This window comes from Mycolicibacter heraklionensis (assembly GCF_019645815.1).
Lineage (GTDB): Bacteria > Actinomycetota > Actinomycetes > Mycobacteriales > Mycobacteriaceae > Mycobacterium > Mycobacterium heraklionense.
This window is the reverse complement of sequence record NZ_CP080997.1, coordinates 1,884,946-1,908,487: the sequence shown is the minus strand read 5'-3', so window position 1 is coordinate 1,908,487 and position 23,542 is coordinate 1,884,946. Positions and strand designations below refer to the sequence as shown.

Below are 23,542 nucleotides of genomic sequence, written 5' to 3'. Positions count from 1 at the left end.
ATCAGAGCCCGAACTGGTCGTCGATCAGCCCGAGCCAGATCTGGGCCGCGTCGATAGCGACCTTCTCACTGATGAAGGCGTGCTGGGTTCCGGTGTAGATGTCGCGGAATGCTCGTTCGAGGCGACTGCCTTCGCGGATCGCCGTCGTTCCGGCCGCCAGATGTGCCCATTCGGCGCAGCTTCTGGCGGTGTCGGTGGCGTAGACGGCTGCCACTCGCATGTCGGCCCGCAGTCGCGGCGTCAGGTCTTCGCCTGCCGCGACGGCGGACTCGGCCGTGGTGAAAGCATCCAGCACCAACAGGCGGGCGGCGCGCCATGCGGCGACGTGGTGAGCCAGATCTTTCTGAAACGTCGGGCGACTGGCCAACGCCGCCATGTCGCTCATCCGGTATTTGGTGGCTGCCAGCTCCGTCACGTCGTCGAGCATGCTTTTGGCCACACCGAGCGCCCAGGACGCGTGTCCGGCAGCCGTGACCGGCATCAAACCCATCCGAGCTGCCGGCGAGGCACCCCGAAGGGGTACACGGCAGAACAGCGGAAAAGTCCGGCTGCCCGGCACGAACACGTCGTGTGCGCTGTAGTCATAAGAGCCGGTTCCCTTGAGCCCCTGTACATGCCAGCCATCGTTGAACGAGATCTGCGCACGTGGCACCACCGCGACCTGCATGTCGGGTATCCCGTCGCTGACCCAGCGCATCTCGCCGTCGTCCATCGGGAAAAAACCGGCGGCGACGTACTGGGAGTGGCCGATGCCGGAGCCGAAGCTCCAGGCTCCGCTCAACCGGTAACCGCCGTCGACGACGACGCCCTGTCCGTTCGGAAAGTATTGGCCACCCAGCGTCACCTGATTGCCGTGGGCGGTGAACACCTCGTTGAATCCGTCGTCAGGCAGGTAGGCAGCGGCCGCGAACGACGACGGCATGTTGGCGATGCCGATCCAGCCGAACGAGCCGTCCTGCCATGCCATTTCGATCCAGGTCTCGATCATCTCGGCAAACGTCGGCTCGACACCTCCAGCCGCGGCGGGGTTGAACGCCGACATCAGGCCGGTGCGCCACATCTCGTCGACGATGGGGGCGGTCAGCGTGCGGCGCTGCTCGGACGCGGCCGCCTCGGCTGCCACCAGCTCACGCATGCCGCGCGCCAACGCGACAACCCTGCCGGCCTCGGTCACGTGCGGAATCGTCCGGCGAATCCGCGCAGTGGCAGGTCGGCGCTGGTCAGCAGGCCCGGCGGCGCCGCCACCACCGACTTGATCGCATTGAGGGCGGGCAACCCGGTCACGGTCATGCCGATCGAGGCGAAGTTGTCCGGATTGGACAGGTCCACACCGGGCTTGGGGAAGATCATGTGCTTGTTGTAGACGCACGGATCACCGGTGACCCGGGTGATGTAGCAGCCCTTGATATTCCAGTTCGGTTCGGTGAACGGCGTCATCTGCCACTCCAGATGCGTCTCGACGCGCGGCACCCCGTCCACCATCCCCTGATACTTGATGTAGTTGCCGCCCAAGGAGCCCTTCGGCAGGGTGTACCAGCCCAGGTCGACATCCCGGGTGCAGACCCCCAGCTCGTAATCGAACGTCACCTCGTCGAGGGTCAGATCGAAGCAGTCGGCCATCATCAGCACGCTGTCGGCGAAGACTCGGGTGAACTTCTCCAGCTTGGCCGGGATCTCCGGGTCATCGGCCGGCTGTCCGTAGCCCACCTCGATCCAGGTGTCCCTGGAGTGGTGACACGACACGTCCACCGACTCGATGGTGGTGATGTTCTCGATCTCGGCCACGTCGGCCGAACACACCACGCCCAGAATCTGATTGAGCCCCGGGTTCATCCCGGTGCCGTAGAACGTCGCACCGCCCTTTTCGCAGGCTTCGGCCAGCAGCTGCGTGACCGGTTTGCCCGACGGGTGCGGGTGGTTGCGGTCACGATGCCAGCCGGTGATCCAGTCCGCGGTGGTGACGATGTTGATGCCCGCTTCCAAGATCGCGACGTAGAGGTCCTCGTCGGGGAACACTCCGTGAAACGTCAGCACGTCGGGCTTTGCGGCGACGATCTCCTGGACACTGCCGGTCGCGATGACCCCGTTGGGGGCGATCCCGGCCAGCTCGCCGGTGTCTTTGCCGATCTTGTCCGGCGAATAGCAGTGCACGCCCACCAGCTCGAGGTCATCGCGGGCGGCGAACCGCCGGATCATCTCGGTTCCGACGTTTCCGGTGGCGACCTGGAATACCCGGACGGGTGCGGCGGCTGCGTTCATGCGGTGAAACCTTTCTGCGCGTAGACCTCAGCAGCACTGCCGCCGATGCCGTCGGGATAGAACTGCTTGGCCCACTGGCGGATTGCGGTGAAGCCCTCGTACTCGGCGGTCGCCAGCGCCGGCGGATCCGAATAGCGCTGATGCGACCAGATGTGGATGTCTTGCTCGAACTGACGGATGACTTCACGCCCGAACTCGGCCGCCCGGGCCTCGGCGCGACCAGCGTCGCCGGGTTTATGCGGCGGTCCCAGCTTCGCCTCTCCTCCGTCGAGCCTCGCTGAACCGCCGGGCTTATGCGGCGACCGGCCGATGTAGACCATGAAGCGGACGTCGGAGGTCGAGTCGTCGACCGGCGTGATCGCCGAGATGGTCCGGTTGTCGATCATCCCCCAGCTCTTGGTCACCGCGATCCCCAAGCCGCCGTTGATGGCTTCCACGCCGCTGTTGACGTCCTCGATCCTTTGACCGTCGTCGCCTTCGAAGGTGATGGTGAAGTCGACATAGGACACCGGTTCGGCGAAGTCGTGGCGGGTGAAGACCGGCACGATCGGGGTCCGGTGCACGTACTTGAAGTGGGCGAAGTCCACACCGTTTTCCAGCACGTACTGCGGGTGCAGCTCCAGGCCTTGGCGAAACAGCCGTTGTTGCGGGTAGTAGTCGTCGGCGCTGCGGTCGTCGAAGCTGGCGAACACGTCCGGCGCGTCGAAGAACGGCGCACGCCCTTGCGCGTCGTTCCAGATGTAGACCGACTCGTTGCGTTCGACGGCGGGATAGGTGGTGATGCGCCGACCACGGTTGGGCTTGTCCTGGTAGGGAATACAGACGTTGCGGCCCTGGGAGTTCCACTGCCAGCCGTGGAACGGACATTGCAGCACCTCGCCACAGACGGTGCCGCCGAAACCGAGGTGTGCGCCGAGGTGCTCACAGTAGGCGTTCATCACGGTGAGCTGACCCGACTCGGCCCGCCAGGCCACCATCTCCCGGCCGAAGTACTTCATGGTGTGGACATCGCCGATGCCGATCTCGTCGGACCAGGCGACTTGAAACCAGCCTGTCGGGTTCATCGACAACGGCGGTTTGGCCATGTCCACGCGTCCTCTCTGTGGTCTCCGACCGGGCCGACTGTCGCAGCATAGTGCGCCTCGCAAAGGAATCATAGTGGGTGCTATGTAAATGTTGTTAGGATTCGGACGATGGTTCAATCGGAGGCGCGGCGCAGCAATAAGCGGGGGCTGGCAACCCGCGAGGCGATGCTGGACGCCGCGGTGCGCTCCCTTGCCACCGGGGACCCCGGCGCGGTGTCGGCCAGCCGGATCGCGAAGGAGAGCGGCGCCACCTGGGGCGCCGTGCAGTATCAGTTCGGCGATGTCGACGGCTTCTGGGCGGCGGTGTTGCACCGCACCGCCGAACGACGCGACGCCGCGATCTCGGCGTTCGGCAGTGTGAAATCGGATGCGCCGCTGCGGGAACGGGTCGCGGCGATCATCGACACGCTCTATGACGGGCTGGCGTCGCCGGATTCACGTGCGATCGAGAATCTGCGCGCCGCACTCCCCCGCGACCACCGCGAATTGGAACGGCTGTATCCGCGCACCGCGGCGGAGTTGTACTCCTGGGGCAAGAGCTGGCTGACGACGTGCCATGCGGCCTTCGCCGATCTCGGTGTCGACCCCCAGCGGGTGCGCGAGGTGGCCGCCCTCATCCCGGGTGCGATGCGCGGGCTGGTCTCCGAGCGCCAGCTGGGCTCGTATGCCGATCTCGACGAGGCCCGCCGCGGGCTGACCAATGCGCTGGCCGCATATCTCGAAGGGTCGCGGTCCAGCTAGGGCTGCGGGGACCCGACCGCGGCGGCAGGAAGGGATTGCGGACCACTACTATCCACTTCGTGAGCGATTCCTCGGCCCGCCGACTGCGGCTCGCAAGTTCAGGCGCTGTGCTGGCGGCAGCCTTGCTGACCGCCCCCGTCATGATTCCCGCCGGAACACCCGGTGCCGTCGCACCGGCTGGTGCGGCATGCCCCGACGTCGAAGTGGTGTTTGCCCGTGGGCGTCTGGAATCGCCTGGGGCCGGCGCGGTCGGCAACGCGTTCGTCAGCGCGCTGCGGGCCAAGACCTCCAAATACGTCAGCCTGTATGCGGTGAACTACCCCGCTGACAATCAGATCGACCAGGGCGCCAACGACATGAGCGCACACATCCAGAACACCATCAACGGATGCCCGAACACCCGCATCGTGCCGGGCGGCTACTCGTTGGGCGCGGCGGTCACCGACGTCGTGCTTGCGGTCCCCTTCCAGGTGTGGGGATTCAACAATCCCCTGCCACCGGGCGCCGACGAGCACATCGCCGCAGTGGCGCTGTTCGGCAACGGCAGTCAGTGGGTCGGACCCATCACGAACTTCAACCCGATCTACAACGATCGGACCATCGAGCAGTGTCATGGCGCCGACCCGATCTGCAACCCGGCCGACCCGAACACCTGGGAAGAGAACTGGCCGCAACACCTGGCCAGCGCTTACATCTCGTCAGGGATGGTCAACCAAGCGGCTGACTTCGTCGCCGGAAAGCTGTAGCTGGTCCTCAGCGTCGGCTAGCCGTAACCACGCTTCACCAGATGGCGTGCACCGGCCGCCATGGCGGCCGGGCCAGCCACCTCGAAGTCGAATGCGTTGGCCAATCGATCGGTGATGTTGAAGACCAGGCTGACGGCCAGCGCGTCCTTGACCTGCTCGGGGGTAACACCGGTCGCCAGCACGGCTCGTACATCGTCGGCGTCGATGCGGTGCTGGCGGGTCAGCTTGCCGAGCAGGCCAAGCGTTGCCCGCAGTCCTTCGGTGATCGGGGCGGTGTCCAGATCGGCGAGGGTGGCGGCTGCGGTCGCATCGCCGTAGCAGATGTTGGAGGTGGCCGTGTGGGCGGCGACGCAGAACGGGCAGTCGTTGACCTTCGAGACGTAGGCGGCCATCAGTTCTCGTTCCCCGATGGACCACGCCGACGGCCCGCGCATCGCTTCGTTGGTGAGGGGGCCACCACCGTAAAACTCCGGGCGGTAGAACGCGAGCTTGACGGCGTCGACGACCGGCTGCCGTGACACCAGGCGAATGATTCCCAGCAGGGCTTTGGTGCGCAGCCGGTGGCCGTGGTCCAGGATGGTCAGCCTCATTGCGTGCCCCGGTCCTCGGTGGCGCCGGCGAGCGCTTCCAGCGCGCTGGTGTACTGCCGGGTCGCCTGGCCGACCGCGGCGCACACGACGATCTCGAAGATCTGGTCTTCGCTCAGGCCTACGACTCGGGCGGTGTCAACATCCGCGTCGGCCACGCCGTACGAGCGCAGGGCAACCTTGTCGATCAGGGTCTTGATCGGTTCATCCAGCCCAGCGTTGCGGTAAGCCGCTCGACGCAATTCCAGCGACGCTGCCCCGTCCTTGCCCAGAATGCGTTCCAGCAGCGCTTGATGCAATTCGGCAATGTCGGACATGACTTTACGTGGACCTCCTCGTCTGACTGAGGGTCACATCGGCTGGTCGCTACCGGTCCATTGTGCGACCGTCTGGTCCGTGCCGTCCATATCTGGGCGGCTCAGCTCGACAGACCCGCCGGTGGGGTCTGGATGAGGCTGGGGTCGGGTGCCCCCGACATACGCAGCAGACCCCGCAGAACGCGGATCACCAGCGGCCAGGAGCGCGGATCGCGCAGGTTGACGCCGCCGATCAGTTGTTTGACCATGGACAGCGTGTCGAAGTAGATCCGCTCGACTGCCAGGTTCTCGTGCTCATCGAAGATGAAATACGCGGTCATGCGGGTCCGGTGTCGTGATCCGGTCGCCGGAACAGCGCCAAGGGGACCCAGATGTGTTCCGGTCAGCCAGAATTCGACGATCACCGCGTCGGCGCTGTGGCGCAGCGCGATGATCTCGTGGTTTTGGTCGGGGAAAGCCACCCGGGTGTCACGGTAGTAGCCACGTACTTCGTCGTCGCCGTCGTGCACGGTCAGCGTCGGGATGATCTCGTAGTGGGGATGCGGGAACGTCGCCAGCACGTCGTCCCAGTCCTGACGCACTTCATCCCGGAAATGGTCGAGAACCAGCTTTTCGCGGGCTTGGAGGACCTCACGAGACGGGATCGCGTAGCGGTCGGTCATGGTCGTTCCCCTTATTGAGTCAAGCGTTGTCCTGCCGGCGAGTTTCGCGCTCGTCGCTGCCTTGCCGATACTGCCGCAGCTCGGCACGCACGGCCGCATCGAACGCTCGGTTCAGGCTGGCGTGCGCGGACCGCCGTGCCACCCTGCGCATGGCGTCGACCAGGTCTGCGGCCCAGGCGAGTTCGTCGTCATTGGCCGGCAACCACCCGGGCCCGCGCTGCCGGACCACCTCGGCGTGTCCGCTGCGGGTCAGAAGTTCGGCCGCCTCGTCCAACTTCTTGTCGACTGCGGTCACCGTCTCCAGCATCGCCGCCAGGGGCATCCCGCGCGACATCAGCGTGGCGAGGTCATCGATCTGATCCGTGTCGGCCACCCGGTAGACGTTGTCGACATCGGTCGGCTCGATGACTCCACTGGTAAGCAAGCGCCGAAGCAACTCCGCGTCGAGCCGGCCCAGCCGCGCCTCCAATTGTTCGCGCGTCATGGTCTGCGACAGCGGACGTGACCACGGCGCGGTCACCAACTCGCCCAGATCGGCCAGGTCCAAAACCTCGACCAGGGCCTCGCCGCGCTGAAGCCCGGTCAGGAACTTCAAGATGTGTTTGACCGTGAATCCCTCGCCGAGCAAACGGACGATCGCCTGTAGCTGCTTAAGGTGCCGGTCGGTGTAGATGGCGACCCTGCCCCGGCGCTGGGGCCGGGGCAACAGACCGCTTTCCTGGTACACCCGGACGTTGCGAGTGGTGGTCCCAGCCTGTCTCGCAAGATCGTCGATCCGGTACTCGGTCACTATGACATCCTAGGCAGTCAGGACCGGGTCACTGCTTGTCTGCGCGGCGGTGATCTTGAAGTCTTCCAGGTTCAGCGTCTTGAGTTGGTTGACGAATTGTGTGGCGAAACCTGGGAACATGGTGGCGTTGAAGCCGTCCTCGGTCAGGTACCAGCTCTGGCATCCGGAATTCCATGTGGTGGACTGCAGGCGTCGCTGAATGTCCTTGTTGTAGCGATCCTGCACCTCGGGCCGTACATCGAGCGACTTCCATTCGTACTGCAGCAGTTTCGAAATGGCGCCGACGATGTAGTCGATCTGAGCCTCCATGTAGACCAGGGCCGAGCTGTGGCCCGGTCCGGAGTTCGGCCCGAAGGTGAAGAACAGATTCGGATAGCCCGAGACGGCGACACTGCGGTAGGCGTAGGCGCCCCTGCTCCATTCCGAAGCCAGGTCGCGGCCGTCGATTCCGGTGATCGGGATGGGGGTGCCGGCTTTGGACACCTCGAATCCGGTGGCGAACACGATGGCGTCGAACTGGTGCTCGATGCCTTCGACGGTGCGAATTCCCTTGGGCGACAACCGGGCGATCGGCCAGGTCACCAGCTTGCAGTTGTCCTTCTGCAACGCAGGATAGTAGTCACTGGTCATCAGGAGCCGCTTGCAGCCGGCGGAGAAGTCCGGTGTGAGCTGTCGACGCAACCACGGATCCTTCACCTGCGCGCGCAGGTTCGCCAAACTCAGGGCTTCCACCAGACGCGTGAAGGGGCTGTCCCACACCACGCCGACCGCGACCGACTCATGGCCCCAGAACCAGGCCGACCGCATCAGTTTTTCGGCCAGCGGCACATCCTTGTAGATCTTCTTCAGCCAGCCACTGGTCGCGGTGTTGAGCCGCGGCAGCACCCACCCCGGGGTGCGCTGGAACACCTTGACGGACTCGGCCACCTTGACCAGTTCGGGGATGATCTGCACCCCGCTGGCACCGGTACCGACCACGGCCACCTTCTTGCCGGTGAAGTCATAGTCGTGATCCCAACGGGCGCTGTGGATCTTGCGCCCCTCATAGTCCTCGATACCGGGGATGTCGGGGAAGCTGGCATTGGACAACGGCCCCGAGGCCACGATGACGGTCCTGGCGCGCACCGCTTCCCGGCCGACCAGGTCGATGGTCCATTCTCCGGCTTGCGCGTCGTAGCTGATCCCGGCGACGGTGTGCTCGAACCGGATATGCGGCGCGATCCCGAAGGTTTCGACCATGTTGCCGATATAGCCGAGTATTTCGGAGCTGCCCGAGTAGGTGTGCGACCAGTCTGGGTTGGGCGCGAAGCTGTAGGAGTACAGCCGCGACGGGATGTCACAGGCCGCGCCGGGATAGGTGTTGTCGCGCCAGGTGCCGCCGACCCGCGAATCCCGTTCGAACAGGACGAAGTCGGTGATTCCCTGGTCTTTGAGTCGGATGGCGGCACCGATGCCGGCGAAGCCGGCGCCGATGATCGCGACGGAGATCGTCATGTCCTGCTCCTTCACGCGACCGGCTCGTAGGTCAGTTCCTGCGACCAGGTCGGGGTGTTGTGCACCAGCGAGGGCGGGATGACACCGGTGATCTTGACCAGGGAGTCGGCCAACCAGTGGTACTTGGAGCTGCGGTCGATCACCTTCTTGCCGTGCCAGGAGATGAACTGGTACATCGGCACCCGGCGGGCGAAAGCACTTCGTTCACCGACGCTTTGGAAGCGACGCATGGCCTGGTAGAGGCGTTCTTCATTGACGCCCATCGCCACGATGTTGTCGCGCATCTTGTTCAGCAGCGGGAAGTAGCTCAACGTGCCGATCAGCAGCGCGGGGTTCATCCAGCTGCCGACCAACTCGACCGCCAACTTCCGCATGCTGGCGTGGCCCAGAATGTCCATCACCTCGAAGTCGACGGCCAGGTGACGCGACTCGTCGGAGTTGATCCGTTTGAAGACCTCTTGGGCCACCGGGTCTTTGACCTCGTCGGTGATGAACTTGATCAGCGCGCCGTCCAGGGCCACTTCCAGCATCGGGATGACGGTGCCCAGGATCGACAGCGACATGCCATCGGAGAACTTGTCGAGCCAGGTGATCACCAGCTGGACGTTGACACTCGGAGCTGGAATTTCGTCGTCGTCCAGCATTCCCCAGCGCCGCATCAAGGCGAGCTCGGCGTTCGCGTGCTTCTGCTCCTCGGCGTGGAAGTGTTCGTAAATGCTCTTCAGGGTTGGGGTCGGGGCCTTCTTGGCGAGCGCCGCGAAGCCGCGGGCACCGACGTTCTCGATCCACATCAGGTCGGTCATGAACGGCTTGAGCTTGGCCCAGAGCTCCGGCTCGATCAGGTCGGCGCCGGGGGCGTCCCAGTCGATGTCGACCAAGGCCCACTGCTTGTCCTTGATCTTCTGCAGCATGTCGTCGAGGTTCATCGCCATGATCAGTTCTTTCCTTTCACAAGACCGTTATTCGCAGGTCAGTTCTGGGGAAGCAGGCGGGCGAGCAACCCGGTGCCTCGGACGTAGAGTTCCGGGAAGTGCCGCTTCAGGTGCCAGATGACCGTGGCGTCGAGTTGCGGCACCACATACAGCCGGCCGCTGTCGTGCGCGTCCAAGGTGCGCGCCGCGACGTTGTCCGCAGACAGTCCGGTCCAGTGCGCCAGCTGCTGACTGAGGTTCATCGACCGGGGTGTGATCCGGCCGTCTTGAAAGACGTTGGTCTTCACAAAGGTCGGGCACAGCACCGTGACCGCGATGTCGGTGCCGTCCAGTTCGGCGGCCAGTGTCTCCGACAGCGACATCACGCCGGCCTTGGACACGTTGTAGGCCGCCATCGACGGCGCCGCCGCGAATCCTGCGGCCGATGCCACGTTGATGATTCCGCCGCGTCCGGCTTCCCGCAGCAACGGAGTGAACACCTCGCAGCCGTAGACCACGCCCCACAAGTTGATCCCGAGCGCCCAGTCCCAGTCCTCGAAACCGATGTCGCCGACTGACTTTCCGCCGATGCCGACACCGGCGTTGTTGATCACCAGGGTCGGTGGGCCACCGAAGATCTCCCGGGCGCGAGTGGCCAGCAGCTCGATCGCGCCGCGGTCGGACACATCGCACTGCACCGCATGCCCTGTCCCGGTCGGCAGCTGCTCGATCAGCGCCACCGTCTCCGCGGCCCGCTCTGCGTTGATGTCGGCGCAGATGACGTCTCCGCCCCGACGAGCCAGCTCCAGCGCGAACGACCGCCCGATGCCGCTGCCGGCGCCGGTGACCACCGCCTTGGCGTTGGCCGTCCGCCGATCGTTGCGAAACAGGGACAGCACCGTGTCGAGTCCGAACATCAGCGCACCGCCCCGAGTTCGTCGAATCGCTGGTCGGCATAGACACCCGCGATGAAGGCCGCCACGCGGCGCAGCGCGGGCTTGGCCTCCGGGGCCAGTCGCGGCAGGGCCTGGAAGACATGCACCATTCCCGGCCACACCTCCAAGGTGCTGACTCCACCGTTCCGGCGTATTTCGGCGTCCAGGTGGCGCGCGTCGGCGCTGAGCATCTCGAACCCGCCCACCTGGGTCAAGACCGGCGGGAGCCGATCGGCCCGGGCGAAATCGAGCCGGAGGCGCACGTTGTCGGGGTCTTGGTCCCGCACGTAGAGCTGCACCAGTCGGCGGGCTGAGGCCGCCGACACCGCGGGGTCGCGCCGCACCTTCTCCTGTTGCTCGGCCAGCTTCAGCGTGAGGTCGACCAACGGCGAGAACAGCACCACACCGGCCGGCTGGAAGCCCGGTTCATCGGCGTGTGCGAGCAACATGTCGCAGGTCAGGTGACCCCCCGCGGAGTCCGCGCCGATCACGATGTCGGAGGCGGCATGCCCCTGGGCCAGCAACCACCGGTAGCCGGCCTCGACGTCGTCGGCGGCTGCGGGGAACGGGTTCTCGGGAGCCAACCGGTAGTCCACGGAGAACATCGGCAATCCGGTTGCCTCCGAGAGCCTGGCGACCAGCTTGCGGTGAGTCCGCGTCGAGCACAGCACGTATCCGCTGCCATGCACGTAGTAACCGGCCCGCCGGCCGAACTCGACGCCGGGCCCGAGCACCCATTCGCCACGCACCCCCGCGTCGCGCACCGGCATGACCCTGGTGCCGGTCGGCATCGAACCGAGCGTTCCCATAATGCTGGCGATCAGTCCGCGCGCGAACGCGATGCCCGGTCGATTCATCGGAATCATGTTGTTGAGAACGTGCAACGTCCAGCGCGTGGACGTGGCCGCAACCACGGCGCGCGTCGATGCGCGGGTGGGTACTGGCGGCAGGGTCGAACCATCCGGATCCGTCACGGCACACACAACACCAGCAATCGTGCCATTTGTCAATGGCACGGTTGACGGTGTAGAAGTGCGGGCCGGCGAGCGGGCGCCAACCAGCCGACGCTCCTGAGCGTTACCCAATTGAATTTTATATTGCGCTCAGCATCAGCTCACGCTATCGTCCTGAAAAGGGAAAATATTTCCGTTAACTTGATCGGGGGGATCCCATGGAACACACTCGTCGCGCCCACGCCGCCGTTGCCGTCGCCGTCGCAAGCGCCGGCCTCATCGCCGCCGTCCCCGCTGCCCCCCACATGCAGCAGGCTGGCGTCCAGCTAACGACCGCCGCAGTCGAGCTCACCGACTTCGCCGGTTCCGCGGCCGCGGCCGCGGATCTGTTCCCGGCCCTGCAAACCAACTTCGAACTGGCTGCCAGCGATTTCCAGCAAGGTCTGACAGACCTGTTCAACCTGGACCTGCTCGGCGCGGTCGGCAACTTCACCCCAGCAGTGGCGAATATCTTGCCGGCCATCCCGGAGAACATCCTGGTGGCTGCCGTGGGCGGCGTGCTGGGCCAGGATTTCGGGGGCTACCTGGCCTTCGCGGGGGATTTCGCTGTCAACCCGCCGTTCACAGACTGGTCTTCGCTGGTTCCCAGCCTGACGGAGATGTTCGAAGCCGGCATCTACGAAATCAGCGCGGGCGTCCAGAATCTCTTCGCTCTGGAGATCGCTGACAGTCTGTACCACACGTTCGCGGGCCTGGACAGCCTGTTCGTCTTCCTACCCGCAATGGTCTTCCTCGGTGTTCCGGCCCTGGTGGGCGACAGTCTGCTGGAGCTCGTCGGCCTGTAAGGCACCGGCGATCAGCGGGCCGCAACGGAGCAGACAGCCCGAGCAGTGGTCATGACACCCTCCCCGGAAACAGCGGGGCGGGTACTGACGCCAGCATCGGCGGCAGGCTCGGTGTGACTGGAGCCGACGGCGCCGCTGGTGGCGTTGCTCCCATAGTCCAGTTGCCGTCGTTGCCCGCGGTGTAAGCCAGCCAGACCCGGTCAACGCCGGCCTGGGCTTTGGCGGCCTTGAGCAGTTCGTTCTGGTATCCGGTACGGGGTACCGCGAAGGCGCCCTGGCCCACGCACGCGAGGGCGCCACCGCCGAATTGGCCGGCGCCGCTGCTGATGTGCCAGCCGTCGGGGGCCTGGCAGGCGTAGGGCAGGAACTGGCCGCATGCCTCGGCCTGGAAGCGGCCGTCGCCGTTGTGCACTGCGCACTGCTGGGCGGGGCTGGACAGCGGTTGACCATAAGACCAGCTCCACACGAAGCCCGCCAGCTGATCGGCGTGCGGGTCCACGAAGTTCGGGCCCGGCGCGTTGGCGCCGCAGCGCATCATCTCGTGGATCTGGTCGGCCGTCATCGGCTGGGCATTGCCGCCGCCGGCGAGCACGTCGACCAGGGTGTTGGAGTCGAAGAACCGCGTATAGGAGCTCTCGAACTGTGCCCTGGTGAAATAGCAGTCAGGGAACTGCACGGTCACAGGCATCCCCTTCTCCTGCACGTTGCTGTCGTTGAAGCCGAGCGCGTCCCACGCCGCGTCGTGGCCACAACCGCTGTTGGTATAGAGCAGCACCTGCTTGCCGCTCGCGAGGATCTGGGCCATGGACACACCCAGCGGTATCGGCTGGGTGTCGCAGGAGGAGCCGGGCTGCACCTGCGCGGGGCGGAACAACAGGTCCCGCGCCGAGGTATTGCCCAGCGTGCTCTCGATGACCGCGGCCCCGGCCGGCAGCGACTTGCTGATGTCGTCGACCGGGTCGTCGAGCCGATTCTCGATGTAGAGGACGATCACCTGGTCGGGGTGGGCGTCCAACCAGCGCCGGATCTCTTGCAAGCCGGAGGCCGCGGTCCGTTCGAAGGTGCAGCCCAGGTGGTTGTCGAAGCCGTGGCACAAGATCGGCGCGTAGCCGCCGGGGGCGCCCAGGCTGGGGTACCAGTGCAGGTCGAGCTCGATGAACCGCATGTCCAAGTCGAGTTGGTTGACCAACGAATACAGCTGGTCGGGGTCCATACCCGACAAGGTGGGTGGGATGTTGGCGTTGGTGTAGTTGAACGAGTTGTGCGTCGCCGGTATCTGGGCCTCCCCCAGCGGCAGGGTCGAGCTCAGCTGGTACTGCTGGGTCAGCGCCTTGTGCACTGGGCCGGCCAGGTAGCTCTGCACGGAGCGGTCGCCGATGGGGCTGCCGCTGCGCAGCGCGCAATAGTCGATCGGACCGTTGACCACTCGGCACTGGCTGGCCACCAGTTGCGCCGCGGTGTCGAGCGTCTTGCACGTCACGGCCAGTTGCCCGGTGGCGACGTCAAAGCAGGCGCTGATCAGTCCGTGCTTGTTGCCACCGAACCAGCTGCACGCGTCGACCGAGCCCACCGTGCTGCAGGCCTGCACCAGCGGGTCGGTGACGTCGCCGATCGCTGTGCATACCGGGGTGAAGGCCGGGCCCAGGTCGGTGCAGGCGGTCGCCAGTGACGGCGGCGCCGAATCGGGCGACATGACTTGGATGCCGACGGTGGCCGGCGTCGAGACCGTCGCGCCGTCGGTCGTGGCGTAGCTGAAGGCATCGGTACCGACAAACCCATTGGCCGGCGTGTAAGTGAAGGTAGCGCCGCTGATGGTCGCCGTGCCGTGTGCAGGTGGGGTGACGACGGCGAACTGGGTGGTCGGAATAGCCGGGACGGCAACCAGTCCGGCACTCACCGGGGTGGCCGTGGTGGTCACGGCCACCACGTTCTGCGCCTGGGTGATCGCCGCCGACGCCGACCCCGGCAGTCCCAGCACGGCCCCCGCGCAGACGGAAAGTACTGACAGCACTGCGATTACCGCGGTCCAACGCAGTCGGCGGGTTGGGAGCCCCGTCGTGGCGGTCCACCCGGGGTGGCGCCGAGAACGCTCAACTGCCGCCCCATCGACCACGGACCAAACTCCTTATTCGGTTACGACACCGACTCGCTCACGGAACACTCAGGCAACTTCCGTAACAATGAGCATCAAGAATCACACCCGTAACACGACACGATCACAGATCGAACTCAATGAATTTTGCTGATTAACTTGGCTTCTGCGCACTCCGGCAGGTCGCCACGCGAGGCGTGGCAAACGCCGAACGGTTCAGAAATCCGGCAGTAGAGCGCTCGGCTGCACCGAGTCGCCCATGACGAAGTCGCCGAGATCCGGCGGCAGCGGATCATTGATCGGGGCGGACGGGGCGCCGATCGACTCGGCGACGGCACGGGGCAGAAAATTCACCAGGGCATCGACAAAACCCGTTTGGTTCACATCCTCGAAGGGCGCGAGGAGGCCGGCGAGGCCCGGGATTTCACTGTTGAGATAGGCGTTGAGGAGTTCCGCCGGTGCGCCGATCAGTCCGAACAGTGCGCCGGTGATGTCCCCGGCCGACACGTCGTCGACGATGTTGCGGGCCACCGTCTCGAACTCGGCGACGACGGCCTGCACGGAGCTCAGCGCGGCAAGGCCGACCGGCACCTGCAATGCGTGCAGGGTGGCCATAGACGCGTTCACGACATTGCCGACGATGTTGTAGGGAATCGCCAGCAGGTGATCCACCAGACCGGCGACCGGAAAGATACTCAGCACGATGATGATGCCCTGCCCCAGCGCCGCGGTGATATCGCTGGACGAGATGGCGTCGAACAGCGTTTCGAGCTGGCCGGGCAGGTTGATAACTCCGTCGACGAAGGACTGGGCGGTGGCGCCGAGCAAATTGAACGTCGTCTGCGCGTAGTCGAACCAGTTGGTGGCCAGCTGGACCACCGTGGGCAGCGGGTCGTCCAGCCAGTGCGCGCCGATAGTGCCCAGATTGTTGAAGGTGTTGGTAATCAGGTCCACATATGGGTCGAAGGGACTGGCCGTCAGGTCGACCGCGCGCACGACATCGTCGGGCGGCGGCGCCACCGACGGCGTCGCGATGAGGGTTCCCGCGGCCAATGCTGCGATGCCGACGGTGATACCGGGGTGCCTGACTGATCCCACAACACTCATTTCATGACTGGAGCCACTACGGTAACTCTGGGCACGCTGGTCAACCGCGGGAATGGGTGATTTTTGGGCACGCCGCGTGCGAGCCGGGCGACCGCCAATGGGGGCCGCCGGAGACGTGGCGAGCGCCGGCAACGGGGCAGTTTGGCCGCGGGGCGCATGGCAATGAACGGGTGAGTAGCGGCACGGCCGTCCTTGGTTTGAGTCCCCAGATGCGCACCTAAGTCTTCTTATTCCCGCCCGCTGACTCCTTTAGCACATCAACGGGCCGGACGTTGCCGGTTTCATTCAGCGAATCTTTCAAATCCAAAGACGGAAATTGACGCTACTTGCAATAATCCTGTCAGTTGCCAACTGACTGCACAGCCTACGATCCGACATCTGCTGGGGGCAGGTCGGAAGACGTAATCGCCTGCCGTGCAATCAGCTTGGCGACATCACCAGTGATCGCTACGAACAAGGGGGTTCGATGAAGCAAATCATCTTCGGCGTCGCACTGTGTGGCGCCGCGTTGGCGTTCGCCGGTGCAGCCAACGCCGCCAACGATAACCAGTACGACTTCCTCTACGGCTCAACCGACGCGTTGGTCCTGGGCCCAACGGGCATCGCCACACCGACTGCCAACTACATCAGCAACGGGATCGACCTGTACCTCGATCCGCTCGGTTATGGCGGCACCGTCGCGTCTTCCGTGGCGCTGAGCATCCCCAACAGTTGGGACTTCCTTGAGAGCGTCCCGCAGGGTCAAACCATCCTCGTCGACGCGATCCTCGCCGACTACAACGCCGGCGAGATGGGCTGCGACGCCTCCGGCGCGTGCAGCGACCCGCTGACCATTTTCACCTACTCCCAGAGCAGCCTGATCGCCTCCTACGCCCAGGAGCAACTCGCTGATGCCGGAGTGCCCACCGACGCTTTGCGTTTCGTGATGCTCGGCGCCAACCCCGCCGCCGTCCCCACCGACCTCTACCCCACCGAAGTGTTCAACATCCAGGGCGACGTCTTCGCGGACAACTTGGGCAAGAGTTGGTGGGACCTGCTGTTCGGGAACACCAGTTGGCAGGACCTGCTGTACGGGCTGGCACTGCATCAGGTCTACCTCGGGTTGACGCCAGACCAAATCGACTCGGCCACATCGGTTGTCGACGGGCTGACCACGTTCAACGAGATTCCCACACTCGACACCGGCGACCTGATCCAAGCGCTGTTCAATTCGTTCTTTGCGGTGTGATTTCTAGATCGGGCGTTGAGCCGTGCGGTTGCGGTGCGGTCGCACGGCTCAGCTCCACTTAGAGAGCGACTCGTAGTAGGGCTCGTAGTAGGGCGGGCGGGGCTCGAACCCGCGACCAATGGATTATGAGTCCACGGCTCTAACCAACTGAGCTACCGCCCCTGATACGCATGCGCGCGGGAACCATCGTGCCATGCCGCGCCAGCAGCGTCTCCATGCGCCGCCGGCCCCGATCCGCGCCGTCATGATCTTTCGTCGACGACTTCGCATCCGGTGTCGGCCGCGCTGGCGGGGAGCTGCCCGCCGGCCATCGCGGTTGACTTCCCGGCCACAACATTCGGCTGATCCACGGCCGGCGAAACGCCGGGCCCTTCCGCAACGTCACGCGCCAATGGCCGCCTAACATCTTTATATTGCAATGTCTGCATATGTTCTGTATGGTTACCACCATGAACACGACAGAGCACCAGACCCACACCCACACCGAACACACCCACGGCCCCGACTGCGGCCATGAGGCAATTCAGCACGGCGACCACGTGGACTACCTTCACGATGGTCATCGTCACGCCGCTCACGGCGACCACTACGACGAGCACTGATCACTCGCCGCGTGGCCGTGTACGCAACGTCGGCAATGGACCGTGCGCAACCGATGAGGAAGGCCACGCAACAGCGGGGCCTTCCTCATTTGCAGGTAACCGACTGAGCAAAGTCCCTACCTACGACGGGTGTGCCCACCCCCGGACCCGCTGATTAAGAGTCCGCTGTTATGCGTCCGGCGGATCGGGCAACTCCATGCCGGCCAACCGCACCGGGTCCGTGATCGACACGATGCCCACCAGGCGACCGTCCCGCACCGTGCACGCCATCAAGGCCAGCGGCCGGCCCGTCGGACCCCAGCCCAAGATTCCCGGCTCGCCGTTGACCAGGACACGACGCGCGGTGATGCGCGCCCCCTGACCTCGACGGACCGCCTCCACGACCGCACTGGCCCCGGTCGTGACGGTCACACCGCGGACCGTGTGCTGACGCCACGTGACCTCGGGATCGAGCACCCGCAGGAGAGCGCCGAAGTCCCCTCCCTGCGCGGCGGCCAGGAAGGCATCGACGACCTCACGCTGCACATGCCGATCCCCCGCCGGCGTGGGTACGTCCCGGACCTTGCGGCGCGCCCGGCTGGCCAGCATCTTGGCGGCATCAGCCGACTTCCCGACGATCGGCCCGATCTCGGCGAACGGAACGGCGAACATGTCGTGCAACACAAACGCGAGCCGCTCATCGGGGCGCAGCGATCCCAGCACGACCAGCAGCGCCAGCCCGACTGAATCCGCCAGCACCGCAGCGTCTTCCGGAGTGTCGCTATCGTCGGTCACCACGAGTTCGGGAAGGTCTTGATCGGTCGAGATCTCGGGCCGGGCGGCGCGCGAACGCAGGGTGTCGATGCAGATGCGGCTGATCACCGTCGTCAACCACGCCGGCAGGTTGTCGATCGCATCGACGTCCTGGCGGGACAGCCGCAACCACGCCTCCTGGACCGCGTCTTCGGCGTCCGCCCCTGAGCCCAGCACCCGATACGCCAGCGCCAGCAGGCGGTGACGCTGCTGCTCGAATGCCTGCGCCAGTTGCGACTCGGTCGTCATCGGTTACCTCTCGTGGTGCCGGTCCGTCATAGGTAATGACGAACCCCACCCGATCGAGGTAACCACGAAGGAGTACACCATGAACACCGCCCTGTGGATCATCGCCGGCGTCGCCGCCATCGCGTATTTCATCGGCGGCGCCATTCAGGTGCTGACGCCCAAAGAGAAGATCCGGTCACTGGGTGCCAGCCAGCACTGGGTCGACGACTTCAGCAGCGGCCACATCAAGGCCATCGGAACCATCAAGATGATCGGTGCCCTCGGCCTGATTCTCCCGGCGGCGCTCCGCGTGGCACCCGTGCTCGTGCCGCTGGCGGCCTGCGGCCTCATGCTGTTCATGGCTGGCGCCGCCACCACCAGATTCCGCCGCAGCGAGTGGGGGCACATGGCCGGCGACGTCGCGTTTCTGGCTGTGTTCGCCTTTCTCGCCTGGGGCCGGTTCGACCTGCAGCCATTCGTCTGAACGGTGATTCCCGACGACACCGTGACTGCCGCGGTGGGGCCCCGGCTTACGATCCCAAGATGACCGCCGAAACGTTCGTCACCCACGCCCCCGGCGATGTCCGGATCATCGCCGACCGGCACGGTGATCCCGACGCGCGTGCGGTGGTCTTCCTGCACGGCGGCGGGCAGACCCGCCGCTCCTGGGCCCGGGCCGCCGCGGCGGTGGCCGAGCGTGGCTGGCAGGCGGTCACCGTTGACCTGCGCGGCCACGGCGAATCCGATTGGGCCAGCGAGGGCGACTACCGGTTGGTCAGCTTCGCCGCCGACGTCCACGAGGTGCTGCGCACCCTGCCGCCGGACCCGGTACTGGTCGGCGCCTCACTGGGCGGGTGTACCTCGATGCTGCTCTGCGGCGAACTGGCTCCCGGTGCGGCGAGCGCAGTGGTGCTCGTCGACATCGTCCCGAACATGGACGCCGGCGGCGCCGAGCGGATACAGGCGTTCATGGCTGAGCGGATGGAGTCCGGCTTCGGCTCCCTCGACGAGGTCGCCGACGCGATCGCCGCCTACAACCCGCACCGACCCCGCCCGGCGGACCTGAACGGGCTCACCGCCAACCTGCGCCGCCGCGGTGACCGTTGGTATTGGCACTGGGATCCGAAGTTCGTCAACGGCAGCGAGGAACTGGCCCCGCTGGAGATCCACGACGTCGACCGCCTCAATGCCGCGGTGCAGACCATCCTCGACGGCGGCGTACCGATGCTGCTGGTACGCGGTCAGCTCAGCGACCTGGTCAGCGCCGCCAACGCCGAGGAGTTCCTGGCCCGGTTCCCTCAGGTGGAGTTCGTCGACGTTGCCGGGGCCGGTCACATGGTCGCCGGGGACCGCAACGACATCTTCGCCGACGCCATCCTGGGCTTTTTGGCCCGTCACTCCGCCTGAGCTCAGCCGAATACGGTCTGGCCGTCGGCATCCAGCAGATAGCGCTCGGTGCCGTCGGCGACCCGCGGCGCGTCGGCGGCCAGTGCCACCGCAATCTTGTTGCCGGCGTTGCGCATCACGTCCAGGGTCAGCTCGATGGCCTGCTCGTCGGTGAAGTGCCGGTGCACTGCAGCGGCTACGTCGGCGTCGATGTGCGCCGGCGTCCAGATCAGCGCGTCGACGTAGCGCAACGCGGCCTTCTGCGCATCGCTGAGCAGCACCGACTCCTCGAAACGTTCGATGTCGTCGTAGAGCGATTCGGAGCCTCCGGCGTCCAGCGCAGTCGTCTCGCGCAGTGACTTGCACAGCCGGCAGTTGTGCTGGGCCGCACCGCGCAGCCGGACCACCTCCGAGGTCACCGCGTCCAGCGACCGCAGCCGGGCCACGGCCGGCATGAACCCGTTGAACAAGGCATCGGCCAGATGGCCCGAGGCGTCGCGCTCAACCGCAGGTGGCGGCAGCGCCACCCCCAGGGCATCGAGGCCGGCACGCACCCGTGGCGCGAAGTCCGCGATGAACATCTGCACGACCGCACCGAACGTCTGCTCCCCCAATGCCTCCCGCAGCCGGTCCCGCTGATCATCGGTGATCATCGAGACATCGACACAGAACTGCTCGGCGAACTCGGCCACCGCGGGATCGGACTCGGCCGCCACTTCGCCCGACAACGCCACCAACCGGTTCAGCTCATCGAGAACGTCCATCTCAAGGATTATGGACCGCGCGGCAATAGGCTGAAACCCATGCGCGTCGTCGTCATCACCAAACACGGGCCCCCGTCGGTGCTGCAGGTACAGGATCGCCCCGACCCTCCGCCGCCCGCCAGCGGCCAGGTGCGGATCGGGGTGCGTGCGGCGGGCGTGAACTTCGCCGACCACCTTGCCCGGGTGGGTCTGTATCCCGATGCGCCGAAGCTGCCCGCCGTGGTCGGCTACGAGGTGGCCGGGACCATCGAGGCGGTCGGTGACGGTGTTGACCCGGCCCGTATCGGCGAGCGGGTGCTGGCCGGCACCCGTTTCGGCGGCTACGCCGAGATCGTCAACGCCAACGCCGCCGACACGGTCTCCCTGCCGCCGTCGATGAGCTTCGAGGAGGGCGCGGCGATACCGGTGAACTATGCGACGGCGTGGGCGGCGCTGCATGGCTACGGGTCGCTGCGGGCGGGCGAGCGCGTGCTGGTGCATGCCGCGGCAGGCGGCGTCGGCATCGCGGCGATCCAGCTGGCCAAGGCTGCCGGGGCCGTCGTGCACGGCACCGCGTCACCGGGCAAACACGCCCAGCTCGAGGCGCTGGGCATCGACCGCGCCATCGACTACCGCCGCAAAGGCTGGTGGGAGGGCCTGCCGTCGTATGACATCGTGCTCGACGGGCTCGGCGGCACCTCGCTGCGGCGCTCGCTGAAGTTGTTGCGTCCCGGCGGACGCCTTGTTGCCTACGGTCTTTCGTCGCTGCAGCAGGGTGAGAAGCGGTCGCTGCTGCGGGCGGCGCCGCAGGCGCTGGCGATGCTGCGCGGTTTCAGTCTGATCACGCAGATGGAGCAGTCCAAAGCCGTCATCGGCCTGAACATGCTGCGGCTGTGGGACGATCGGGGCACCCTCGGACCCTGGATCGCCCCACTGTCCGAGGCGCTGGCAGGCGGGACCGCGGCCCCGGTGGTGCATGCGGCGGTGCCGTTCGCGAATGCGCCCGAGGCCCACCGCATTCTGGCCGCCCGCGAGAACGTCGGCAAAGTGGTGCTGGTGCCCTAACGGCCGCGCTCAGACGGTGCGGGCCAGCCGGTGCGCCAGCAGCTCGGCGAAACGAGCCGGATCCTCCAGCGCCCCACCTTCGGCCAACAGCGCTGTGCCGTAGAGCAGCTCCGCGGTCTCGGCCAAGTCGGCATCCTCGCCGCCGCGCTCGCTGTGCGCCTGGCGCAGACCGGTGACCAGCGGATGGTGCGGGTTGAGTTCGAGGATGCGCTTGCCGACCGGAACCTCCTGGCCGTTGGCGCGGTAGATGCGCGCCAAGGCCGGGGTCATCTCGAAGGTGTCGGTGATCAGGCAGGCCGGTGACTCGGTCAGCCGGGTCGACAGCCGCACCTCTTTGACGTGCTCGGTCAGCGTCTGCTCCAGCCACGCCAGCAGGTCGGCGAAATCCTTCTGCTGTTCCTCGCGCTCGGCCTCGTGCGCGGCCTTGTCCTCCTCGGAGTCCAGATCCACCTCACCCTTGGCCGTCGACTGCAGCGGTTTCCCGGCGAATTCGGCGACGGTGTTGACCCAGATCTCGTCGACCGGATCCGTGAGCAGCAGCACCTCGTAGCCCTTGGCCTTGAACGCCTCCAGGTGCGGCGACTTCAGCAGCTGCTGGCGGGATTCGCCGGTCGCGTAGAAGATCTGCTCCTGGCCGTCTTTCATGCGTTCGACGTACTCGGCCAGCGTGGTCGGCTCGGAGTCGCTGTGCGTCGAGGCGAACGAGCTGATCGCAAGCAGGGCCTCCTGATTGTCGAAGTCGGAGAGCAACCCCTCCTTGACGACGCGGCCGAACTCGGTCCAGAACGTGCGGTAGTCGTCGGGCCGCTGCGACTGCAGCTCCTTGATGGTCGACAACACCTTCTTGGTCAACCGCCGGCGAATCGCGTTGATCTGGCGGTCCTGCTGCAGGATCTCCCGGGAGACATTGAGCGACATGTCCGCTGCGTCGACGACGCCCTTGACGAAGCGCAGGTACTCGGGCATCAGCTGGTCGCAGTCGCCCATGATGAACACGCGCTTGACATACAGCTGGACGCCGACCTGGGCGTCCCGGTTGAACAGGTCGAACGGGGCGTGCGACGGGATGAACAACAGGGCCTGGTATTCGAAGGTGCCTTCGGCCTTCATCGCGATGACCTCGAGCGGGTCGTCCCAGGCGTGCGCGATGTGCTTGTAGAACTCGTTGTATTCCTCTTGCGAGACTTCGTCTTTGGGACGCGCCCACAGTGCCTGCATCGAGTTCAGCGTCGCGGTCTCCACCGTGACCGTCTCCTCGCCACCTTCTTCGGCAGCCGGCGTCCGGCGCTCGACCTGCATCCGGATCGGCCAGGCGATGAAGTCGGAGTATTTCTTGACCAGGCCACGGATCGTCCACTCCGCGGTGTAGTCGTGCAACGCGTCTTCGGCGTCTTCGGGCTTGAGGTGCAAGGTGATCGACGTGCCCTGCGGCGCTTCCTCAACGGGTTCGATGGTGTAGGTGCCGTCACCACTGGATTCCCACCGGATGGCTTCGCTCTGGCCGGCCTTGTGGGTGACCATCTCAACCTTGTCGGCGACCATGAACACCGAGTAGAAGCCGATCCCGAACTGGCCGATCAGCTCTTCGGATGCTTTGGCGTTCTGCGCTTCGCGCAGTTGCTGGCGCAGCTCGGCGGTGCCGGAGCGGGCCAGCGTGCCGATCAAATCCACCACCTCATCACGCGACATACCGATGCCGTTGTCGCGGACCGTCAGGGTGCGGGCCGTCTTATCCACCTCGATCTCGATGTGCAGGTCGGAGGTGTCTGCCTCGAGGTCCTTGTTGCGGAACGCCTCGAGCCGCAGCTTGTCCAGTGCGTCGGAGGCGTTGGAGATCAGCTCCCTCAGGAACGCGTCCTTGTTGGAGTAGACCGAATGGACCATCAAATCCAGCAGCTGTCGGGCCTCAGCCTGAAATTCCAGCTGCTCCACACGTTCGCTCATAAGCGCCAAATTTTACCGACGCCTTCGTCG

24 protein-coding genes and 1 tRNA gene are annotated in these 23,542 nt (G+C 65.6%); 8 read left to right on the top strand and 17 right to left on the bottom strand.

The window, feature by feature from the left end; genetic code table 11:
- Position 1 precedes the first annotated feature (1 nt).
- The 3 genes from K3U94_RS08900 to K3U94_RS08890 are packed head-to-tail and all read right to left on the bottom strand — an operon-like array spanning position 2 to position 3,344.
- Complete coding sequence (locus tag K3U94_RS08900; RefSeq protein WP_220696730.1) at positions 2-1,135, bottom strand: acyl-CoA dehydrogenase family protein; 1,134 nt, start codon at positions 1,133-1,135, stop codon at positions 2-4.
- Between the two features lie 35 nt (positions 1,136-1,170).
- On the bottom strand, positions 1,171-2,259 hold the full coding sequence (locus tag K3U94_RS08895; RefSeq protein WP_220696256.1) for an NAD(P)H-dependent amine dehydrogenase family protein: 1,089 nt from the start codon (positions 2,257-2,259) through the stop codon (positions 1,171-1,173).
- Positions 2,256-3,344 (bottom strand): Rieske 2Fe-2S domain-containing protein, encoded by a 1,089-nt coding sequence (locus tag K3U94_RS08890; RefSeq protein ID WP_220696255.1) that lies wholly within the window; start codon positions 3,342-3,344, stop codon positions 2,256-2,258. Before K3U94_RS08890 ends, K3U94_RS08895 begins: the two co-directional genes overlap by 4 nt.
- Before the next feature lie 108 nt (positions 3,345-3,452).
- On the opposite strand from K3U94_RS08890, the gene K3U94_RS08885 reads away from it, so the two are divergent.
- Entirely contained in the window at positions 3,453-4,085 is a 633-nt protein-coding gene (locus K3U94_RS08885) for a TetR/AcrR family transcriptional regulator (RefSeq protein ID WP_220696254.1), read from the top strand.
- 140 nt (positions 4,086-4,225) lie between these two features.
- Entirely contained in the window at positions 4,226-4,831 is a 606-nt protein-coding gene (locus K3U94_RS08880; RefSeq protein ID WP_434084920.1) for a cutinase family protein, read from the top strand.
- Between the two features lie 17 nt (positions 4,832-4,848).
- On the opposite strand, the gene K3U94_RS08875 is transcribed toward K3U94_RS08880, so the two are convergent.
- The 8 genes from K3U94_RS08875 to K3U94_RS08840 form a co-directional block, all read right to left on the bottom strand.
- On the bottom strand, positions 4,849-5,421 hold the full coding sequence (locus K3U94_RS08875) for a carboxymuconolactone decarboxylase family protein (protein WP_220696252.1): 573 nt from the start codon (positions 5,419-5,421) through the stop codon (positions 4,849-4,851).
- Positions 5,418-5,735: a hypothetical protein gene (locus K3U94_RS08870; protein WP_220696251.1), complete on the bottom strand. Its 318-nt coding sequence runs from the start codon at positions 5,733-5,735 to the stop codon at positions 5,418-5,420. The genes K3U94_RS08875 and K3U94_RS08870 overlap by 4 nt, the downstream gene beginning before the upstream one ends.
- A 101-nt stretch (positions 5,736-5,836) precedes the next feature.
- On the bottom strand, positions 5,837-6,397 hold the full coding sequence (locus K3U94_RS08865; RefSeq protein ID WP_220696250.1) for an ester cyclase: 561 nt from the start codon (positions 6,395-6,397) through the stop codon (positions 5,837-5,839).
- Positions 6,398-6,416: 19 nt separating this feature from the next.
- Entirely contained in the window at positions 6,417-7,187 is a 771-nt protein-coding gene (locus K3U94_RS08860) for a MerR family transcriptional regulator (RefSeq protein WP_047319584.1), read from the bottom strand.
- 9 nt (positions 7,188-7,196) lie between these two features.
- Positions 7,197-8,681, bottom strand: a complete 1,485-nt coding sequence (locus K3U94_RS08855; RefSeq protein WP_220696249.1) for a flavin-containing monooxygenase — start codon at positions 8,679-8,681, stop codon at positions 7,197-7,199.
- A gap of 11 nt (positions 8,682-8,692) precedes the next feature.
- The gene (locus K3U94_RS08850) at positions 8,693-9,613 is read right to left on the bottom strand and encodes a reductase (RefSeq protein WP_047319506.1); all 921 of its coding nucleotides are present in this window, start codon (positions 9,611-9,613) and stop codon (positions 8,693-8,695) included.
- Positions 9,614-9,651: 38 nt separating this feature from the next.
- The gene (locus K3U94_RS08845) at positions 9,652-10,509 is read right to left on the bottom strand and encodes an SDR family NAD(P)-dependent oxidoreductase (RefSeq protein WP_220696248.1); all 858 of its coding nucleotides are present in this window, start codon (positions 10,507-10,509) and stop codon (positions 9,652-9,654) included.
- Positions 10,509-11,384: an alpha/beta hydrolase gene (locus K3U94_RS08840; protein ID WP_434084909.1), complete on the bottom strand. Its 876-nt coding sequence runs from the start codon at positions 11,382-11,384 to the stop codon at positions 10,509-10,511. The genes K3U94_RS08845 and K3U94_RS08840 overlap by 1 nt, the downstream gene beginning before the upstream one ends.
- A 314-nt stretch (positions 11,385-11,698) precedes the next feature.
- Here K3U94_RS08840 and K3U94_RS08835 point away from each other — a divergent pair, with 314 nt between their 5' ends.
- Positions 11,699-12,325 (top strand): hypothetical protein, encoded by a 627-nt coding sequence (locus K3U94_RS08835; RefSeq protein WP_220696247.1) that lies wholly within the window; start codon positions 11,699-11,701, stop codon positions 12,323-12,325.
- A gap of 49 nt (positions 12,326-12,374) precedes the next feature.
- Here K3U94_RS08835 and K3U94_RS08830 read toward each other — a convergent pair whose 3' ends face one another.
- Positions 12,375-14,336, bottom strand: coding sequence for a phosphoinositide-specific phospholipase C-related protein (locus K3U94_RS08830; protein WP_220696246.1), 1,962 nt, complete (start codon positions 14,334-14,336; stop codon positions 12,375-12,377).
- 297 nt (positions 14,337-14,633) lie between these two features.
- Positions 14,634-15,656 carry a hypothetical protein gene (locus tag K3U94_RS08825; protein ID WP_220696245.1) on the bottom strand — a complete coding sequence of 341 codons (1,023 nt, stop codon included), beginning with the start codon at positions 15,654-15,656 and terminating at the stop codon, positions 14,634-14,636.
- 334 nt (positions 15,657-15,990) lie between these two features.
- Here K3U94_RS08825 and K3U94_RS08820 point away from each other — a divergent pair, with 334 nt between their 5' ends.
- Positions 15,991-16,752 carry a PE-PPE domain-containing protein gene (locus K3U94_RS08820; protein WP_220696244.1) on the top strand — a complete coding sequence of 254 codons (762 nt, stop codon included), beginning with the start codon at positions 15,991-15,993 and terminating at the stop codon, positions 16,750-16,752.
- An 88-nt stretch (positions 16,753-16,840) separates the two neighbouring features.
- Here K3U94_RS08820 and K3U94_RS08815 read toward each other — a convergent pair.
- A tRNA-Ile gene (locus K3U94_RS08815) sits at positions 16,841-16,914 on the bottom strand.
- A gap of 287 nt (positions 16,915-17,201) precedes the next feature.
- On the opposite strand from K3U94_RS08815, the gene K3U94_RS08810 reads away from it, so the two are divergent.
- Entirely contained in the window at positions 17,202-17,354 is a 153-nt protein-coding gene (locus tag K3U94_RS08810) for a hypothetical protein (protein WP_047319587.1), read from the top strand.
- Positions 17,355-17,522: 168 nt separating this feature from the next.
- Here the strand turns inward: K3U94_RS08810 and K3U94_RS08805 are convergent, their stop codons facing one another.
- Positions 17,523-18,395, bottom strand: coding sequence for a sigma-70 family RNA polymerase sigma factor (locus K3U94_RS08805; protein ID WP_220696243.1), 873 nt, complete (start codon positions 18,393-18,395; stop codon positions 17,523-17,525).
- 79 nt (positions 18,396-18,474) lie between these two features.
- On the opposite strand from K3U94_RS08805, the gene K3U94_RS08800 reads away from it, so the two are divergent.
- Together K3U94_RS08800 and K3U94_RS08795 are read left to right on the top strand one after the other, a co-directional pair.
- A complete protein-coding gene (locus K3U94_RS08800; RefSeq protein WP_220696242.1) occupies positions 18,475-18,858 on the top strand; it encodes a DoxX family protein in 384 nt (127 codons plus the stop codon).
- Between the two features lie 59 nt (positions 18,859-18,917).
- Positions 18,918-19,781 (top strand): alpha/beta fold hydrolase, encoded by an 864-nt coding sequence (locus K3U94_RS08795; RefSeq protein ID WP_047319514.1) that lies wholly within the window; start codon positions 18,918-18,920, stop codon positions 19,779-19,781.
- Positions 19,782-19,783: 2 nt separating this feature from the next.
- On the opposite strand, the gene K3U94_RS08790 is transcribed toward K3U94_RS08795, so the two are convergent.
- Positions 19,784-20,524: a carboxymuconolactone decarboxylase family protein gene (locus K3U94_RS08790; RefSeq protein ID WP_220696241.1), complete on the bottom strand. Its 741-nt coding sequence runs from the start codon at positions 20,522-20,524 to the stop codon at positions 19,784-19,786.
- 39 nt (positions 20,525-20,563) lie between these two features.
- Here K3U94_RS08790 and K3U94_RS08785 point away from each other — a divergent pair, with 39 nt between their 5' ends.
- Positions 20,564-21,568, top strand: a complete 1,005-nt coding sequence (locus K3U94_RS08785) for a zinc-binding dehydrogenase (RefSeq protein ID WP_220696240.1) — start codon at positions 20,564-20,566, stop codon at positions 21,566-21,568.
- Positions 21,569-21,577: 9 nt separating this feature from the next.
- Here K3U94_RS08785 and htpG read toward each other — a convergent pair whose 3' ends face one another.
- Entirely contained in the window at positions 21,578-23,512 is a 1,935-nt protein-coding gene (gene htpG / locus K3U94_RS08780) for a molecular chaperone HtpG (RefSeq protein ID WP_220696239.1), read from the bottom strand.
- Positions 23,513-23,542: the final 30 nt, after the last annotated feature.

What these genes read in the sequence shown, in the direction of transcription:
- K3U94_RS08900 (WP_220696730.1), bottom strand. Translation starts at nt 1,135, where the DNA reads ATGCGTGAGCTGGTGGCAGCCGAGGCGGCCGCGTCCGAGCAGCGCCGC.
- K3U94_RS08895 (WP_220696256.1), bottom strand. Translation starts at nt 2,259, where the DNA reads ATGAACGCAGCCGCCGCACCCGTCCGGGTATTCCAGGTCGCCACCGGA.
- K3U94_RS08890 (WP_220696255.1), bottom strand. Translation starts at nt 3,344, where the DNA reads ATGGCCAAACCGCCGTTGTCGATGAACCCGACAGGCTGGTTTCAAGTC.
- K3U94_RS08885 (WP_220696254.1), top strand. Translation starts at nt 3,453, where the DNA reads ATGGTTCAATCGGAGGCGCGGCGCAGCAATAAGCGGGGGCTGGCAACC.
- K3U94_RS08880 (WP_434084920.1), top strand. Translation starts at nt 4,226, where the DNA reads ATGATTCCCGCCGGAACACCCGGTGCCGTCGCACCGGCTGGTGCGGCA.
- K3U94_RS08875 (WP_220696252.1), bottom strand. Translation starts at nt 5,421, where the DNA reads ATGAGGCTGACCATCCTGGACCACGGCCACCGGCTGCGCACCAAAGCC.
- K3U94_RS08870 (WP_220696251.1), bottom strand. Translation starts at nt 5,735, where the DNA reads ATGTCCGACATTGCCGAATTGCATCAAGCGCTGCTGGAACGCATTCTG.
- K3U94_RS08865 (WP_220696250.1), bottom strand. Translation starts at nt 6,397, where the DNA reads ATGACCGACCGCTACGCGATCCCGTCTCGTGAGGTCCTCCAAGCCCGC.
- K3U94_RS08855 (WP_220696249.1), bottom strand. Translation starts at nt 8,681, where the DNA reads ATGACGATCTCCGTCGCGATCATCGGCGCCGGCTTCGCCGGCATCGGT.
- K3U94_RS08850 (WP_047319506.1), bottom strand. Translation starts at nt 9,613, where the DNA reads ATGGCGATGAACCTCGACGACATGCTGCAGAAGATCAAGGACAAGCAG.
- K3U94_RS08845 (WP_220696248.1), bottom strand. Translation starts at nt 10,509, where the DNA reads ATGTTCGGACTCGACACGGTGCTGTCCCTGTTTCGCAACGATCGGCGG.
- K3U94_RS08840 (WP_434084909.1), bottom strand. Translation starts at nt 11,384, where the DNA reads ATGAATCGACCGGGCATCGCGTTCGCGCGCGGACTGATCGCCAGCATT.
- K3U94_RS08835 (WP_220696247.1), top strand. Translation starts at nt 11,699, where the DNA reads ATGGAACACACTCGTCGCGCCCACGCCGCCGTTGCCGTCGCCGTCGCA.
- K3U94_RS08820 (WP_220696244.1), top strand. Translation starts at nt 15,991, where the DNA reads ATGAAGCAAATCATCTTCGGCGTCGCACTGTGTGGCGCCGCGTTGGCG.
- K3U94_RS08810 (WP_047319587.1), top strand. Translation starts at nt 17,202, where the DNA reads ATGAACACGACAGAGCACCAGACCCACACCCACACCGAACACACCCAC.
- K3U94_RS08805 (WP_220696243.1), bottom strand. Translation starts at nt 18,395, where the DNA reads ATGACGACCGAGTCGCAACTGGCGCAGGCATTCGAGCAGCAGCGTCAC.
- K3U94_RS08800 (WP_220696242.1), top strand. Translation starts at nt 18,475, where the DNA reads ATGAACACCGCCCTGTGGATCATCGCCGGCGTCGCCGCCATCGCGTAT.
- K3U94_RS08795 (WP_047319514.1), top strand. Translation starts at nt 18,918, where the DNA reads ATGACCGCCGAAACGTTCGTCACCCACGCCCCCGGCGATGTCCGGATC.
- K3U94_RS08790 (WP_220696241.1), bottom strand. Translation starts at nt 20,524, where the DNA reads ATGGACGTTCTCGATGAGCTGAACCGGTTGGTGGCGTTGTCGGGCGAA.
- K3U94_RS08785 (WP_220696240.1), top strand. Translation starts at nt 20,564, where the DNA reads ATGCGCGTCGTCGTCATCACCAAACACGGGCCCCCGTCGGTGCTGCAG.
- htpG (WP_220696239.1), bottom strand. Translation starts at nt 23,512, where the DNA reads ATGAGCGAACGTGTGGAGCAGCTGGAATTTCAGGCTGAGGCCCGACAG.